Here is a 17,152-nt window from a genome sequence, read left to right as displayed (position 1 = left end):
CTTGTGATCAATAGACCTCATAGGTCTCTGATACCTGTGAGGTTTGGGTTATTCAATATTCCTTGCCAATTTTAAAAACACATCGTTCATAGAATCAACTTCAAATTGCTCTTTTAGTTTTTTGGGCGTGTCCAGCGCTTCTATTTTGCCTTCTACCATTATGGAAACCCGGTCGCAATATTCGGCTTCATCCATATAATGGGTAGTTACGAAAATGGTGGTGCCTCCGTGGGCTGCTTTATAGATCATTTCCCAAAACTGTCGGCGGGTAATAGGGTCAACACCACCGGTGGGTTCATCCAGAAAAACAATTTTGGGCTCGTGTAATAGCGATACCGAAAAAGCTAACTTTTGTTTCCAGCCTAAGGGCAGCGATCCCACCAATTTATTGCTGATTTCTTCCAGACCCAATTCGGCGATCAATTGTGCTCTCTTCTCCTTTATTCTTTTTCTCGATAAACCATAAATACCCCCAAAAAATGTAATGTTTTCTTTTACCGTTAAGTCGTCATAAAGCGCAAATTTTTGGCTCATATAGCCAATATTTCTCTTAATGGCTTCGGTTTGGGAATACACGTCATATCCTGCAACCTTTGCCTTGCCTGAAGTAGGTTTAGAAATTCCTATCAGCATTTTCATGGCTGTGGTTTTTCCTGCACCGTTGGCTCCTAGAAAACCAAAAATCTCCCCTTTTTTTACTTCAAAGCCAATGGCATTTACAGCTTTAAAATCACCAAAGGTTTTGGTCAACTCTTCAGCTTCTATGACGTTTTTATTTTTCATTATTTGGCTAATTCCATAAAGGCATCCTCAATATTGGGTTGGGTGGCTTCTATGTTTATTTGCGTGAGACCTTCTTTTTTTAGATATGATTTTAAATCTTCTGTTTCAAATGCATCCCGTTTATCGGTGTAGTGCACAAATTCCCCAAAAGGAAATACGCTGTACACGTGTTCATAATGTTGAAGGCTTTGTATCAATTTATACATATTGTCGGCACCCACATTGTAAATGGTCTTTGGAAATTTATCTACTATGTTTTCCGGACTGTCAATTTCCAATATTCCCCCATCCTGAATCAAGGCAATCCGATCGCATAAAGCCGCCTCGTCCATATAGGGAGTGGAGACCAGAATGGTAATCCCTTTTTTCTGTAAACGCTTAAGCATTTCCCAAAATTCTTTCCGTGAAACCGGATCTACGCCCGTGGTGGGTTCATCCAAAAAAAGCACTTTTGGTTTGTGTATTAAAGCACAGGACAAAGCCAATTTTTGTTTCATTCCTCCTGAAAGCTTTCCGGCGCGGCGGTCTTTAAAAGGTTCAATTTGCACGTAAATATCCTCGATCAAATCGTAGTTTTCTTCAATGGTCGTCCCGAAAATGGTGGCGAAAAAATTTAGGTTTTCTTCTACCGTCAAATCTTGATAAAGTGAAAAGCGCCCCGGCATATAGCCAACCGATTTCCGTATGGCTTTATAATCGTCTATAATATCATATCCTGCTACTTTTGCGCTGCCGTTATCCGGAATTAAAAGGGTGGTGAGTATTCTAAAAATGGTAGTTTTCCCCGCGCCATCGGGCCCAATCAGCCCAAACAATTCGCCCGGTTTCACCTCGAACGAAATGTCCTCAACGGCTTTTACCTTTTTATAGGATTTGTCGATGTTGCGCAGGGAAATACCCATATTTCTATTTATTTAATAAGGAAGAATACATCCAAACTTCTTTTTCTTGCTGCTGAATGTAATCGCTCATCAAGGCCACGGTTCCTTCATCGTTGGCATCGGTTGCCGTATCGAGGATTTCCCGTTGCATCGTTAAAATAGTAGAATAAGAATTCAAAATATTTTCTACAGCTTCCAAACCATCAGAAATTAATTCACTTTCGTCTATAATGGATACTGTGTCATATTTTGAATACCTATGCTCTGGCGTAAATCCAAGGGTTAAAATACGTTCGGCAACTTCATCGATTTTTATTTTTAAATCGTTGTACAACTCTTCAAACTTTACGTGAAGTTCAAAGAATTTATCGCCTTTTATATTCCAGTGAAAACCTCTGGTATTTTGGTAAAAAATGGAATAATTGGCCAAAAGCTTATTTAATTTTTCGGCATTGTTTTTTGACTTTTCGGTATTTAAACCAATTTCATTTAAATTGCTCATAATATTTGATTTTAATTAATTACTAATATTCGATTTAAACTCGTTTCTTGTTTTAAGAAATGTAATTAGGCAAAAAGCTGGCTTTTAAAGCGTTTCTCGGAGTCTAATTGTCTTTTTTCCTTGTTTTACTATTTAAAATAATCGTAATAACCTTCCAGGTTTTTTTTGATACCCGCTGTGATTTTAGCTCCTTTTTCTGTAGAGGAAACTTCTCCCAGGGCCGCGATTTTCTCGATAAGTGGATGCAGGAAAACGTGCAGGTTATCGTGAGAAGGTCGTGTCATTGTACATTTTTTAATTACATAATTGTTTTCTTCATTTAATTCTGAAGCCAAGCTGTGATAGTCTTCCACGCTTGTGGGATCACTGGCTTCTACCAATTTCAGCATTTTTTCTACACCTTCATTGGTTTCTAAATTAGCTTCCCATTTGGCACCGCTGTCGAGTTCAATTTCGTTTACCCAGGCGTTTTTATAGACTGCTGCCTGACCTTTAGCGTCTTTAGTGATCTTCTTCTCTTTATGATTTTGAACCTCCTCTGTAGTTTCCGAAGTTTCGTTGTTTTTAGTTTTGTTATCTTGACAGCCTATCATTAAAGCTGAAAGAAATAGCGTTGTTAAAATTGTTTTTTTCATAGTGTTTGATTTTTATTATTAATTTATCCACATTTCTGCCGGCATTCCTATTTTCAGGCTGCCGTCGTTTTTAACTTTAATGGTGACCGCATATACAAGATTTGCGCGTTCTTCTTTTGTTTGAATGATTTTAGGGGTAAACTCTGCCGTATCTGAAATCCAATCAATTTTACCTGAATAAGACTTTAGTTCTTCCCCATCATCAATTTTTACGGTAACTTCCTGACCAATTTTAATATTGGCCAATTGCGGTTGACTTACATATACGCGCAAAGTCATGACATCTAAATTGGCAATTTTATAAAGCGGTCTTGCAAACGAAACAACTTCACTTGGTTCGGCATATTGGGTTAAAACTGTACCGTTTACGGGATTTTCTATTTTAGATTTTTCAATCTGATCGTTGATTTGCGCTATTTTGGCGTCGATGGCTTTCACCTCGTTTACAATAGGCGAATTTTGCGTTTCCACATTTTCTATTTGCTTTTTTAGCACATCTACCTGACTATTAGCTTGGTCCATTTGGCGTTGGGTTGCAGCGCTTTCATCAAACATATTTTTAACCCGTTCTTGTTCCGTTTTTGCGGTTTGCAATTGCTCCTGCAAGACACTTATTTGTGACCAAACTCCGCCAGATTTTGAAGCAACTGTTTCTTTTGAAGCCAGTAACTGCTGTTTGTTTAAATAAAGCTGAAGCGTATCTACCAAACCTACAAGCAGTCCTTTTTCTAAAACTTGACCTTCATCCACATTTAAAAATTGAAGTTTGCCGTTTGCTTCAGCAGAAACCGTGATTTCAGTAGCTTCAAAATTGCCATAACCATCGGCTTTTTCAGTATCTGAACAGGAAATCAGTACGCTAAAAATATTTACTGCAATTATTATTTTTACACTTTTCATTTCTTCTATTTAATTTAAATCTCCTTTTATTACCTTGTAATTCGCTTTTGCGAGTAATAACTGCACTTCGTGTAAATCCTGGTTAATCTCTGCTTCATAAAGATTGTTCAATTCAGTAATATATTCCGAAGAAGTGATCGCCCCGTTTTGAAATTGCACAGTGGTAGCTTCCAGTACTTTTTTGCGCATTTCTATGATGCCGGAGTCGCTTTGCAGCAATTCCTGGTATTTATTAATCTCGCTCATAGCTCCCTTAACTTCAATGTTATTGTTCAACTCAAAGGTTTCTTTTTCGGTTGCTATCATTTCTTTTGAAACGTCCACCGCTTTTTTCTGTTGTTTTGTCTTGCCCCAATCAAAGATGTTCCAGTTCACTTTTAGACCCACCATATAAAAATCCTCAAACGAATTTTCTAACATATTGAGGCCCGGATTGCCATAACCGGCCTGGGCAAACCCAAATAAATTGGGGTAGTTGGCTTTTTCAAGCACTGTTTTCGAGGTTTCCAGTTGCTGTTGTTGCAAGTCAAAAAGTTTTACTTCCGGTCGAGCCGAATTATTAGCAGCGTTGATTAATATATTCGGTTTAACCAAATTTGTACGCTCGTTTAAATTGGTTGCCAGAAGTTGCGACAAATGTTCTAGGGACTTTTTCCTGGCAAAATCTGCTTCGGTAACTTGTTGTTCCAACTTTAATATTTCGGCTTGCAGCACCTGTTGGGAAGAAACCAAAACGACACCATATTTCACGCCGCTCTCCACTTCTTTTGCACGTGCTTTCAGTTGTTCCATCTTAGACTGCAACAAGTTTATTTGTTCCTGAAATAGCAAGACGTTGAAGTAATTTTTATTGATACGGCCTTTTAATCCGTATAGATTAACCGCAACTTCTTGTTGAAGGGTTTTCATTTCGGCATTTTTTAAACTGGCTCTTGCCGCAATGCTTCCGCCGTTGTAGATAAGTTGGTTCGCATCCAGTGTGGCGCGGTATTGATCTTTATTCGGTGTTTCAAAATTGGCATTTGGGATATCGCCGGGAAATTCGATCACCTCTGACTGGTAAGTAGCCTGAGCATTGATATCCAATTTGGGTAAACGGTTTTTTTTCAATACTTCTATATCGAAATTTGCTTTTTCTTCCAGTAAATTGGCATTAGATGCCAGCGGATAGTTCTTTTCGACAAGCGCATAACATTCTTGTAAGCTCAATGTTTGCTGGGCAGAAGCCTTAATAGACAAAACACCAATTAGTATGAACACCAACTTCTTCATCGCTTATTTTTTAATGGAATTAATAATAAATTCTGAAACTTCGGTTTTACGTTGTTCCATCAATTTTTTGAACTCTTTGTCATTTAATTTTAAAAAGCCTTTTACCAGGGGTGTGGCAACGAAAGGGAAAATATTGAGCGAGAGAATATGAATAAAAAGCTGTTTTCCGTCGGTAGGTTTTAAAACACCGTCTTTTACTTCCTTTTCTACCTGCGCATTGAATTTATCCAAAGACGGAAAAGCGCTGTTTTCCTGAATCTTTTCAATAAAGCCGGGGTTACGGTTTAATTCCTGAATGATAAAATTTGGGATATAGGGATGTTTGGAAATAAACGTAATATAGTTATGGGTAAAATTGGTGATTTTATTTTCTATAGAAGAATCGTCATTTAGAATGGCGTTGAGTTGAGGTGCCAATAAAGAAAAAGCTTTCTTAAAAACCGCTTCAAACAGCGATTGTTTGCTGCGGTAGTAATAATGCAGCATCGCTTTATTTATTCCTGCCTTATCGGCAATTTCCTGCATTCTCGCGCCACTCATCCCTTTGGTTTGAAAGATATTTTCAGCGGCATCTAAAATTTGCTTTTCGGTATTTTCAGTCTTCTGTTTTGGCATTATTAACTTTTTGGTTTAACCATTTGGTTAACAAAGATAACTAAATTAATGATATTAAAAGAAGATTTTTAAAAATAAATATTTAAGTTACTGGTTCTTAGCCTTAAGGGGTATTTTTTAGGTTTCTAAATAGATAGGTTTTAATAGCTACCAGATAATTTTGGTGTACAACTTTAGAAAGAAATGAAGTGCTTATTTATTCAATACTACTTTCAGTTTTTATAGGAGAATCTATGGCATTATCTTTATTAAAGTAACCGCCTTTATTCTCATTTCTATTTAGGGAATGCTCTATTATTAAACGTGCTACTTCTATCATATTACGAAATTCATATAAAGCTGCGTTAAACTTATATTCTTGAAAGAGTTTTTCTGTAGTTTTATGTAGCTTTTCTACTTGAAGCGCAGCTATTTTCAAATCGTAATAATTTCTAACCACACCTGCATAATTTCGCATTATATACTGCAATTCTATTCTTTTTTGCATAATACTCTCTAAATTCCCATATATGGGTAAATCGTTGCTTATAACTTCCACAGAAACAGGATGAGGTATAACAGCTTTTTTATTTATATACTTAAATATTCTGTCGGCATAAACCAGGGCTTCTAATAGAGAGTTAGAAGCTAACCTGTTTGCACCATGCAACCCGGTGCGGGCACATTCGCCACAAGCAAAAAGATTTTTTAAAGAGGTTTTACCATTAATATCTACCATTATGCCTCCGCACAAGTAATGAGCTGCGGGTACTACGGGTATCCAATCTTTTTTTAAATCTATATTTTTGGAAATACAAGTTCTATAGATAGTTGGGAATTTTAGCCTTAAATCATCTATAGAAAGATGTGTACAATCTAGGTAAACATTATTATGCTTAAGTTTTTTCATTTCAGAATGAATAGCCCGGGAAACAATGTCGCGGGAGGCTAGTTCTGCGCGCGTATCGTAATTTAGCATAAAACGCTCTCCGTTTTTATTTCTTAAATAGGCACCATAGCCGCGTAAAGCTTCCGAAATTAAAAAAGAAACACCATTTTTACCATCGTAAAAAGCTGTGGGATGAAATTGTATAAATTCCATATCTTTTACTTTAGCTTTCGCTCGGTAAGCCATTGCAATCCCATCTCCGGTAGCAACTTTAGGATTTGTAGTGTGGCCATATACTTGTCCTATGCCACCCGAAGCCAAAGTGGTAAAATCTGCTTGAATAGTAAAAAAATCGCCAGAAATTTGATCTGCTATATAAGCGCCTTGGCAAGCTATTTCTTTACGGTCTTTTTTGTTTACTAAACGATTGGTAAGTAAATCTATAGCAAAATGATGGGGCAAGACTTGTATATTTTTAAACTTTTTGATGCGTTTAAGCAGTGTATGTTCTATCTCGTTACCGGTTGCGTCTTTGTGGTGAATTATCCTGTATTTTGAATGTCCGCCTTCCTTACCTAAATTAAGTTTACCATTAGGGTTGGTGTCAAAATTAGCGCCCCACGAGATCAATTCGTTTAATCGTAGCGGACCATTTTTAATGACCATTTCTACTACTGTTTTATCACAGAGTCCATCGCCGGCCTTTAGTGTATCTTGAATGTGTTGTTGGTAGGAATCTTTTTTTAAATTGAAAACTGCCGCTATACCGCCTTGTGCGTATTTGGTGTTACTTTCTGCTTGACTGGCTTTGGTAACCACCATTACTTTTTTATGCGAAAATTTAGCAGCGAGTTTTACTGCTAGCGTTAATCCTGCAGCACCGGACCCTATAATTAAAAAATTAGTTTTAATCATTATTTTGATAATTCGAGCATGTGCTCTATTGGCAAAATAGCTTTTTCTCTAATTGTTTTAGAAACTTCAATTTTTGGCGTTTCGGTTGCCAAACAGTCGTATAATTTCTGTAAGGTGTTCATTTTCATAAAAGCACATTCGCTACACGCACAAGTATTATCTTCTTCTGCCGGGGCAGGAATAAGTGTAGTTTGCGGCACTTCTTGTTGCATTTTATGAAGAATTCCTGCTTCTGTAGCAACTATATAAGATTTTGCAGGATTTGTTTTTACGTGCTTTATCATCCCGGCAGTAGAGCCAACGTAAGAGGCGGTTTGTAAGATGTGGCTTTCACTCTCGGGGTGAGCAATTATTTTTGCCTCCGGATGCTCTTGGTGCAGTTTTAAAAGCTTGTCTAAAGAAAAAGCTTCGTGCACGATGCAAGCGCCATCCCACAGCAGCATTTCCCTGCCAGTTTGTTTTTGTATGTATTTTCCTAAATTCTTATCGGGGGCAAAAATAATAGGAACGTCTTTTGGTACAGAGTTTACAATTTTTTCGGCATTAGAAGAGGTGCAAATAATATCGCTTAAAGCCTTTACTTCTGCCGAACAATTTACGTAAGTAATAACTACGTGATTTGGGTGGGCGTCTACCAATTTTTTAAATGCTTCCGGAGGGCAAGAATCTGCAAGAGAACAACCTGCCATCAAATCTGGTAACAAAACTTTTTTGTTAGGGTTTAATATTTTTGCGGTTTCGGCCATAAAGTGCACACCTGCAAAAACAATAATTTCTGCATTAGTTTCTGCTGCTTTTTGCGCCAGACCAAGACTATCGCCAACATAATCTGCTACTTCTTGAATTTCCGGAACTTGGTAATAGTGTGCTAATATAACAGCGTTTTTCTGCTTCTTTAGTTGAGTTATTTCTTGATGCAAGTTCATCGTGCTTTTAATTTAATTTTTTAAATAAATAGGTTGAAGAATAAAATGTTTAAGTAGAAAAATAACAATACAGTATGTAAGAAATAAAAATCTCTTTTCGGAATTAAGAAAGTGTTTTTTACCAACATAAATTTCGCACAAACGCAAGTTGTAGATAAAATAAACGAGCAACTTAAATTAATAGATACGGTATAAAATTGATTAGCAATATCTTTTGCTAAAATTGGGTTAAAAGTAAAGTATCGCTCTTAATAGATATATGACAAATGTCACTTTTTGGAGTATTAAATTATGGAAAAAGTAGTTATGGTTTATACACTGTTTTCTTAAGTAGGTTTCTAATTCTAAGTTTCAAAGCCAGAAAATTTCTTACCAAGTTGACGACCAAAATTATTTCCGTAAAGTGTAAATATTCTTCCATCAAGAAACATTAAAAAACTCCGACAGCCAAGAGAGAGTCAGAGTTTTTTTCGTTTTATTTATAAAAAATCAACCTATAAAAATAACCTCTTTAGCAGGGCTTTTTTTCGTAGCATTAATAAAATTACCATAATATTTTATCTGCTGCTCTGGAGCCGATTGAACCTTACGGTTTAAGACTTTTTCTATTTCATCTAATGCATAATCTTCTTGTCTGAAGTTGTTATACAAAGCATTAGAGTCGGGGTTTTTAATCCCAATTTCTATTTTTCCTTCTTTATTAATTAGGGCATATTTTGCTTTAAAGCAATGTTTAAGCAAGGTTTTAAAATCTTCGCATAACTCTGAATCTTCTTTACATTGTCTAATATATTCTTTAATTAAGGTCTGTAAGGAAGTCTGAATTTCCTTTGTAGTTAGATAGGCCGTCATGATAATGGTGTTAGTGGTTTGGTTTCTCTAAAGTAGGGAGTGGGCACCTTTTAAAAAAGCTTTTTAGTTATAGTTTAACGCTGTTTGCTAAAACTTTACTAAAAAACGAGTAGGTAGTTAAGAGCTTGATTGCCGGTAAAATAAAGACTCAAAAAATTCCGTAAAGCACTGCTATTAGGCTTAGTTTAAATTTCTTTTTTCAATAAAGAAAGATTTCAGTAAACGCGCGGCCTCTTCTTCCATAAGACCTTCAATCACCTTGGTTTTAGGATGTAATTTTGCGCCCATTGCTTTAAAGCCGCGATTTTTATCTGGAGCGGCAATTACCAATTTACTTAACTGACTCCAATACAAAGCGCCGGCGCACATTTGGCAAGGCTCTAGGGTTACATACATTGTACAATCGCGCAAGTATTTACCACCCAAGTAATTTGCAGCTGCGGTTATAGCCTGCATTTCGGCATGAGCGGTAACATCGTTTAGCAACTCGGTTAAGTTATGCGCCCGGCCAATAATATTTTGCTGGTGCACAATAACGGCTCCAACAGGAATTTCGTCACGTTCGTAAGCGCGTTGCGCTTCTTCAAGCGCTTTTTTCATAAAATAAGAATCGTCAAAAGCTTGTAACATTTAGCAAAAATACAAATTCAAACTTTACCTTTGTAAGCATGAACGATGCTATTTTACATACGATAAACATACCAGCAGATTTACGAAAGCTCAAACAAGAGAAACTTCCGCAGCTAGCAAAAGAACTACGCGAATATATCATAGATATAGTTTCTACAAAAGAAGGGCATTTGGGCGCCAGTTTAGGGGTTGTAGAACTTAGCATTGCGTTACATTACTTTTTTGATACGCCCAAAGATTTGTTGGTTTGGGACGTTGGTCACCAAGCTTATGGCCATAAAATATTAACCGGAAGACGAGATGTTTTTGGCAGCAACAGACAACTTAATGGCATAAGTGGCTTTCCTAAACCAGAAGAAAGTATTTACGATACTTTTGGGGTTGGCCACAGTTCTACCAGTATTTCTGCGGCTTTAGGAATGGCCTTGGCTTCGCAATTAAAAGGCGATTATAGAAAAAATCATATTGCCATTATTGGCGATGCTTCTATTGCCAGCGGAATGGCTTTTGAAGGTTTAAACCACGCCGGGGTAACCAAAGCTAATTTATGGATTGTTTTAAACGATAATGCAATAGGAATAGACCCCAGTGTTGGCGCTTTAAAAGATTATTTAACCAAAGCCGGAATTGGTAAAAAGCCACGTCAAGCCAATATTATAGAAGCATTAAATTTTAATTATTCCGGACCAATAGACGGGCATTCTATAGATGCTATTATTAACGCTTTCGCGGAATTAAAAGATAAGGATGGTCCTAAATTTTTACATGTAATTACCAAAAAAGGTAAAGGCTTACAAAAAGCCGAAGAAGATCAAGTGCGTTATCACGCACCGGGGAAGTTTGATAAAACCACCGGCGCAATTATAGAAACGCCCAATAAAAATCTGCCACCCAAATTTCAGGATGTTTTTGGCTTGACTTTGGTAGATTTGGCAAAAGAAAATAAAAAAATAATTGGCATTACTCCCGCTATGCCTACCGGAAGCTCTTTAAAATATATGATGCAAGTTTTTCCTGAGCGGGCTTTAGATGTGGGTATAGCAGAACAACACGCAGTAACCTTATCTGCAGGAATGGCCACGCAGGGTTTTAAAGTGTTTTGCGCCATTTACTCTACTTTTTTACAACGCGCCTACGATCAAGTAATTCACGACGTAGCCTTGCAAAACTTACCGGTTGTTTTTTGCATAGATCGTGCCGGGTTGGTTGGCCAAGACGGCGCAACGCACCACGGGGTTTTTGATATTGCATATTTGCGCTCTATACCCAACCTTATAATTTTGGCTCCCTCTAATGCTATAGAATTAAGAAATGCTTTATACACTGCTTCTACTTATAGTAATGGCCCAATTTGTATAAGATATCCGCGGGGCAGGGGTAAACTTTTGAATTGGCGGAAGTCTTTTGAGGTTTTCTCTTTTGGGGAAGCAAAGGTTATTAAGAAAGGAACAAAAATAGCAGTAGTAAGCGTTGGCACTATTGTAGAAAATGCTTTAGAAGCTCGCAAACAATTAGAGAATCCTTCTTTAATTGAAATTATAGATATGCGAAGCATTAAACCTTTAGATAAGGAAATGCTAGATTACGTTAAGCAAAAATTTTCTACTGTTATCACTATAGAGGAAGGCGTTATTGCTGGCGGTGTTGGCGAGGCAATTGGCAGTTTTTTAAACAGCGGCCCGCATTTGCATCAAATCATTAATTTGGGTGTGCCCGATGCCTTTGTGCAGCACGGTAAAGTAGAAGAGCTGCACGCTTTGTGCGGAATTTCTACACAAAAGTTATTAGAGTTGTTTCAAGACCTGTTGAAGGAATAAGGTTGGAGAAAAAGAAGAAAATAATTTGAATTTTCTGCCGAACTCACTTTAATATTTCAACGAAAGGTAAAACCTAAGTCTCTAAATCGGTTAAATAAAATTCTTCCGTAAAATAATTTCTGGTTGGGTCTCTGGGAGAAAGATTGTTGGCTTATAGCTATTTTGTAGCATGAGAATAAAGAATTTTTTCTTACTTACTTAATATAGTCTTTACCAATTCCATAAAAAAACCGAGGCAGTAGAAATACCGCCTCGGTTTTTTTAAATAAGCTTCTAACTCAATTATTCTATAATCAATTTTTCAGTTTGTGAAGCTGTATCGTTAGCTATCTTTAAGATATATACTCCTGTCGTAAGGTTAGAAACATTTATTTGGGTTTGTTCTGCACCCAAATCGCGCTGCATTACCGAACGCCCATTGATATCAAAAATCTGCACTTTAGTATTTCCTGCAGCAGCTTTGGTTTTAATATTAACCAAATTGCTTGCCGGGTTAGGATAAATAATAAACTGCTCGTTATTATAACTTTGTGCAGCCATACTACAATCTAATACATTAGCCGGTGGCATATCAAAAGCTTCGGTTTGATCTGCACGATCTAAAGGATTGCCTTGATCTGCACTGTAACCTAGACCTCTATTGGCAAAAGCGGTCCAGATTATACATTGATTTTCTCCATTATTAGCTTCCATGTCGGCTTGTAAAATAGCATCTCTCCCATCTATAAATCCAGGGTTGCAAGCTTGTAATTTCATACCATCTATAACCAATTGCATAGCAATATTATTACCTCCTGTACCATTATAAATATCCGGATCAAAACCGTGTTCGTCTATTAAACCCCAAGTCATATCCCATAACATAGTAGCCCAAACAAAACCGACCCCGTGCGGAGCGCTTAATTGGAAACTATTGTTTGTGTCTCCATAAGTAAAGTCGTTGATAGAGAAATCTGTTGAGTACGGAGCATTTCTAAGTCCTGTACCGTTAGCATCTTGTCCAATTGCATAAGTAGCAATACTTCTAGGGTCTGTAGCTTGATCACCAGACTTCATAGTCATAGTTAAGCTTATGTAATCGCTCCAGCCTTCGCCCATTTGTTCTGTATATTGTATACAATTGCCGTCTTCGTCTACTTCTTCGCAAGAATAAAGACAGCTGGCATTAGCGCTACCGCCGGTTAATCTGTTAGAAACTCCGTGGCCATATTCGTGTGCTATAATTGTACCGTCTAAAGAACCGTCTTTTTGATAAGGTCCGCTTTCTATAATAGTACCATTGATAGTATTTCCAGCTTCAATAGCATTTATCATTGGTAAACCATCTGATAAAGTAAGCATAATTGATGGAATTGTGATGGTTCCAGAGTTTCCACCCATATTAATTGGAGGTCCAGACTCGTTATTTACAATAATTACAGCAATGGCGCCGGCTTGTTGCATTGCATTTACTTTATCAACAAAAGAGCATTCTCCTCTGCGTATTATAGCTATGTTACCATCTATTGCACTTGCATTGGTAATATTATCACAAGCATCATAAGGGTCTATCGAGTTGCCTGCATTATCATCTTCTGCAATTACAAAGTCTCCGGTAATTCCGGTTACCGGAATTGACGGACCAAAATTGGCTGTGGTTCCTGTATAACTACCTGCAAAGTTAGAAGGCGAATTTACGGTTAAAACTTGCGGAGCACCAGTTGGTGCCCAAGTAAACATGCGCATAACCGGACTTTGACCATCTGGAGGTGTTCCAAAAGTGGCATTATTTCCGGGGCCTTGGTTTGCGCCATCTTGACCTCTAGCATAAACAGGATCGTTAGCTGTAAATGTAGCACCTCTTCCATAGTTATTTTGCTGAAAATTACCGCTGGGTTCGTCAAAACCATAGTTATACCATAAATCATGTACGATATTATTCCAGTAAAATAAATTAGTTACCGAGGCGTCTATGTAACCATCTGGATCTTGTTGTAAGTTTAAGGCAAAATCAAAATTTAGGTTGCTTCCGCCATCGGGAGCATATCCTGTTGCGTTATCGCCGTCTCTGTTTTCATATGCAAAAACATTGTTACCGCGTGTGATTGTATATTCTGGACCAACAACTTGGTCTGTATCATGCCATCCGTAAGGAGAACCTAAAGCGTTTGCTGGATTGTTTTCTAAAGTGCGCGTACCAAAATTTGGAGATTGAGCAGCCATAGGAAAAACATTATAGATAGAACCATCTTGTGGAGAACTTGCCGCTTTAAAACCAAATTGATTAGCCGCATTTGCGTGCATACGATGTGCTAGTGTACTGTGCTTTTCTGTATCGAAATTACAGGAAACAATCCAATCATCGCGGTGCAGAATTGTTCCATTACTTGCATCTAAGCGAATATTCCACCAATGCGAACCGTCTTTTAATTGTAAACTAACTTCCCAAGCCAGGCGCATATTTTCCCCGGAAGGGTAATAAACTTTAGTTGCTTGGATATTTGTAGCGGAAATTCCTGCATTGTTAAATTCATAAATGCCTTCTTCAGAAGAGAGAAGTTCTAAACCTGTTGGATTAAGGTTTAAAGCAGCAGCAACTTTATTTACTGCTTGTGTGGGGCCAAAAGCGGTTTGCGTAGTATTTGCTTTCGTGCTTAAATCTGATATAAAATTATTTTTTGCTTGGGTTACACGACCATTCTTTACCAAAAAACTACCCATAGCATTAAATACCGGTACATTTTGATGGTGCTGTTGTACATAAACCATTTGGCCGTTAAGACTTTTAGAGAAATGCTGGTCTTTAATTTTTATACCGGCAATATCACTTTGTTTTAACGAGGAGTTAGAAGATAAATAGCCCTGAATAGTACTAATTTCTATATCTTGGGCTATAACACCCATGGGGACGAGCATTAGCGCAATTAAAAGGCTTGAAAAATACTTTTTCAACATAATTTAAGTTTTGAAATGTTAAATTTTCGCTAAAAATATACAAATAAATATGGTATTCCTACTTAACAATTGTTAAAAATGTTTTTTTTACTACACTTTTTTAAAAAACGTGTAATCCAGATAATTTTTTGTAATCTCGTAACGCATTGCCATCTGTTAAAGCGGCGACTTGACTACACAAAGATATTAACCAAGTATAAGTATCTGTTTTTTCTAAAGGAATGTCTTTTAGAAAATTTTTATAAAGCAATTTGTCGTAATTTCCAGAATTTTGATTGATGCTGTTTTCTATAGCTTTGGTGTAGGCATCTAAGAGGGTAGCAATTATTTTATAACCGGCAATTTCTTTTTCTGTTACTTCTTTGCTTTCATAGATTTTTTGTCTGCTAATGCTGAGAATGTCATCTATTTGCGCGGTAAATCTTGTCTTCTTTAAAAGAGCAGTATCAAAATTACCATTTAAGATAGCAGTTTCATTTTCCATAAAGACTCTTTCTGCTTCCTCTATTAAAGTGCTAATGGCAAGAGATCGTAGATAACCTAATCTGCTATTAGTGGTGGTTAATTGGTTGTATTTTTCTGTATAAATTTTGTCTTTTACAAGTTTTATTAAAAACTCTAAAGCTACATCTTCTTCAATTAGACCTAAATTAATGCCGTCTTCAAAATCTATAATGGTGTAGCAAATGTCGTCTGCGGCTTCTACCAAAAATGCCAATGGATGCCGAGCGTATCTAATGTTGTTATCTTTAGAAACATTTTTCATTCCCAATTCCGTGGCAACGGTATCAAAAATATCTTTTTCGCTTTGAAAAAAACCAAACTTCTTGTCGCTTACCATTTTGGTTGGTTTATGCGGTAGAGATTCTTTAGGATATTTTGTAAAAGCCCCCAAAGTAGCATATGAAAGTCTCAAACCATCTTTTATACCATCTTTGGTTTGGGTTAAGAGTTTAAAACCGTTGGCGTTGCCTTCAAAATTAGTGAGGTCTTGGTATTGTTTTTCGGTAAGTTGTTCTTTAAAACGTTTGCCGTTTCCGGATTTAAAATATTCTCCAATTGCTTTCTCTCCAGAATGCCCAAAAGGAGGGTTGCCAATATCGTGTGCTAGAGCAGCAGCTGCTACAATAGCACCAAAATCGTTAAATTTATAGGCGTAAGTTTTAGAAAGTTCAGGATATTTTTCAATGATTTTCTTTCCAACATTTCTTCCTAAAGATCTGCCCACCACAGAAACTTCTAAGCTATGTGTTAAACGCGTATGTACAAAGTCTGTTTTAGAAAGCGGAATAACCTGCGTTTTATCTTGCAGGCTTCTAAAAGCCGAAGAAAAAATAACACGGTCATAATCTACTTCAAAACCCAAGCGGGTATCGTCTTGATCTTTTCGTAAACGCGGTTGTGTATCTCCGTAACGGTTTAAAGAGAGAAGTTGTTGCCAATTCATAGCTTATTTTTGTGCGTAAAAATACTAAACTTGTCGAAATTTTTGGCTATGAATAGTAAGAAAGGACTTAGTTAATAATTGTTAGAAAAGTAATAAGCTTTTTAATTGAAAAATTTATAAGACAATAGAAAACTTGCGTTCCAATAAACTCTTTGTTCATTTTCTTTACTGTGTATTCCTCTGGTTACCGCTCGTAAGATACAGGTTAAAACGAAGCAAGCCCAAAACTATTTAGGGATGAAAATTCTGTACAGAAAAACTTATCTATACCGAAGAAGAACTAAAATAATATAAACTGTTTATATGAAATTTACGCTCTAAGCTTTTTTTTAAGAAATTATGAAGTTTGTATTTTAAAATATTTTTTTATTTCAAACATATTAAGCTTGAAGCATTTTTTACAAATAATTAAAAAGCACTCCCAAGTTATTGCGAAGGTATTGCAAATTACTAACTATACTCCCTAACATAAAACACAAATTCCTTGCTTTCACTTGTAATGGAGTGCTTAATATTTTTTTGGCAAAAAGTTTTGGTTAATTAAGCCTTGTTAAATAAATTTTTAGAGCCAATTTATGGTTTCTCTTCTCCCAAAATTTGATACGGTATTTCGGGGAAACCGTAAACTACTATTTCTTGTTTAGTAGCTTTCTTTATAGGTATTGCGCCTAATCTTCTTGCGTTTCTGTAAATTGAAAGAAAATAAGTGTCACTTATTTTTTCTAAGCGAGTGCTTGGTCCGTTATTTTCTAGAGTATCATTAAAATCTGTGATAAGCGTTCTTCCTCTATAATTTATAGCATAGTGCTTTTTTTTAATTTGTTCGAAAGACAAATTGGTTTCTGTAGGTTTTATTCTCACAAAATCTATAGAATCACTTATTCTCTCCGGCTTTAAACGGAACCTATCTGCATCTAAAAATCTAAAACCTCCAATAGCAGCAGTATCTACTTCTATACGGTTTTGCTTTACGGAATACCGTGTTGCCGAAAATTTTTGATCAAAATTATAATGCGTAAGACTGTCTTTAGTAAACTGCATAACGTGCACGTTTAAAAAAGAGTTCTTATTATTTTTCTTAGCCATAATCCATTTTCCTTGTAAGTCTTGTGTGTATGAAAACTGACTGATAAATAGCAAACAAAAAGTGCTTAGCATTAGCATATATTTCATTA

15 protein-coding genes are annotated in these 17,152 nt (G+C 36.5%); 1 reads left to right on the top strand and 14 read right to left on the bottom strand.

The window, feature by feature from the left end; all coding sequences use genetic code 11:
* Nucleotides 1-48: 48 nt before the first annotated feature.
* The 11 genes from FKR84_RS10230 to FKR84_RS10180 form a co-directional block, all read right to left on the bottom strand.
* On the bottom strand, nucleotides 49-783 hold the full coding sequence (locus tag FKR84_RS10230) for an ABC transporter ATP-binding protein (RefSeq protein ID WP_141422215.1): 735 nt from the start codon (nucleotides 781-783) through the stop codon (nucleotides 49-51).
* Entirely contained in the window at nucleotides 783-1,685 is a 903-nt protein-coding gene (locus FKR84_RS10225) for an ABC transporter ATP-binding protein (protein ID WP_141422214.1), read from the bottom strand. Before FKR84_RS10225 ends, FKR84_RS10230 begins: the two co-directional genes overlap by 1 nt.
* Before the next feature lie 4 nt (nucleotides 1,686-1,689).
* The gene (locus FKR84_RS10220) at nucleotides 1,690-2,166 is read right to left on the bottom strand and encodes a Dps family protein (RefSeq protein WP_141422213.1); all 477 of its coding nucleotides are present in this window, start codon (nucleotides 2,164-2,166) and stop codon (nucleotides 1,690-1,692) included.
* Nucleotides 2,167-2,294: 128 nt separating this feature from the next.
* A complete protein-coding gene (locus FKR84_RS10215; protein WP_141422212.1) occupies nucleotides 2,295-2,801 on the bottom strand; it encodes a hypothetical protein in 507 nt (168 codons plus the stop codon).
* An 18-nt stretch (nucleotides 2,802-2,819) separates the two neighbouring features.
* Nucleotides 2,820-3,701 carry an HlyD family secretion protein gene (locus tag FKR84_RS10210; protein WP_141422211.1) on the bottom strand — a complete coding sequence of 294 codons (882 nt, stop codon included), beginning with the start codon at nucleotides 3,699-3,701 and terminating at the stop codon, nucleotides 2,820-2,822.
* A 9-nt stretch (nucleotides 3,702-3,710) separates the two neighbouring features.
* On the bottom strand, nucleotides 3,711-4,973 hold the full coding sequence (locus FKR84_RS10205) for a TolC family protein (protein ID WP_141422210.1): 1,263 nt from the start codon (nucleotides 4,971-4,973) through the stop codon (nucleotides 3,711-3,713).
* A 3-nt stretch (nucleotides 4,974-4,976) separates the two neighbouring features.
* Nucleotides 4,977-5,588, bottom strand: a complete 612-nt coding sequence (locus FKR84_RS10200) for a TetR/AcrR family transcriptional regulator (RefSeq protein WP_141422209.1) — start codon at nucleotides 5,586-5,588, stop codon at nucleotides 4,977-4,979.
* A 196-nt stretch (nucleotides 5,589-5,784) separates the two neighbouring features.
* On the bottom strand, nucleotides 5,785-7,371 hold the full coding sequence (gene nadB / locus FKR84_RS10195) for an L-aspartate oxidase (RefSeq protein ID WP_141422208.1): 1,587 nt from the start codon (nucleotides 7,369-7,371) through the stop codon (nucleotides 5,785-5,787).
* A complete protein-coding gene (nadA, locus tag FKR84_RS10190) occupies nucleotides 7,371-8,297 on the bottom strand; it encodes a quinolinate synthase NadA (protein ID WP_141422207.1) in 927 nt (308 codons plus the stop codon). The genes nadB and nadA overlap by 1 nt, the downstream gene beginning before the upstream one ends.
* A 489-nt stretch (nucleotides 8,298-8,786) precedes the next feature.
* Nucleotides 8,787-9,149 carry a hypothetical protein gene (locus FKR84_RS10185; RefSeq protein WP_141422206.1) on the bottom strand — a complete coding sequence of 121 codons (363 nt, stop codon included), beginning with the start codon at nucleotides 9,147-9,149 and terminating at the stop codon, nucleotides 8,787-8,789.
* 180 nt (nucleotides 9,150-9,329) lie between these two features.
* The gene (locus tag FKR84_RS10180; protein WP_141422205.1) at nucleotides 9,330-9,779 is read right to left on the bottom strand and encodes a nucleoside deaminase; all 450 of its coding nucleotides are present in this window, start codon (nucleotides 9,777-9,779) and stop codon (nucleotides 9,330-9,332) included.
* A gap of 38 nt (nucleotides 9,780-9,817) precedes the next feature.
* Between FKR84_RS10180 and FKR84_RS10175 the strand changes: the two genes are divergently transcribed.
* Nucleotides 9,818-11,596 carry a 1-deoxy-D-xylulose-5-phosphate synthase gene (locus FKR84_RS10175; protein WP_141422204.1) on the top strand — a complete coding sequence of 593 codons (1,779 nt, stop codon included), beginning with the start codon at nucleotides 9,818-9,820 and terminating at the stop codon, nucleotides 11,594-11,596.
* Nucleotides 11,597-11,878: 282 nt separating this feature from the next.
* On the opposite strand, the gene FKR84_RS10170 is transcribed toward FKR84_RS10175, so the two are convergent.
* From FKR84_RS10170 to FKR84_RS10160, 3 genes are all read right to left on the bottom strand, one after another.
* Complete coding sequence (locus FKR84_RS10170) at nucleotides 11,879-14,530, bottom strand: T9SS-dependent M36 family metallopeptidase (RefSeq protein WP_233357736.1); 2,652 nt, start codon at nucleotides 14,528-14,530, stop codon at nucleotides 11,879-11,881.
* Between the two features lie 100 nt (nucleotides 14,531-14,630).
* Nucleotides 14,631-15,977 (bottom strand): dGTP triphosphohydrolase, encoded by a 1,347-nt coding sequence (gene dgt / locus FKR84_RS10165; protein WP_141422203.1) that lies wholly within the window; start codon nucleotides 15,975-15,977, stop codon nucleotides 14,631-14,633.
* Nucleotides 15,978-16,550: 573 nt separating this feature from the next.
* Nucleotides 16,551-17,150, bottom strand: coding sequence for a hypothetical protein (locus FKR84_RS10160; RefSeq protein ID WP_141422202.1), 600 nt, complete (start codon nucleotides 17,148-17,150; stop codon nucleotides 16,551-16,553).
* Between the last annotated feature and the right edge of the window lie 2 nt (nucleotides 17,151-17,152).

The sequence above is a fragment of the Haloflavibacter putidus genome (genome assembly GCF_006546625.1).
Classification (GTDB): domain Bacteria; phylum Bacteroidota; class Bacteroidia; order Flavobacteriales; family Flavobacteriaceae; genus Mesonia; species Mesonia putida.
This window is presented reverse-complemented; position numbering and strand designations above follow the sequence as displayed.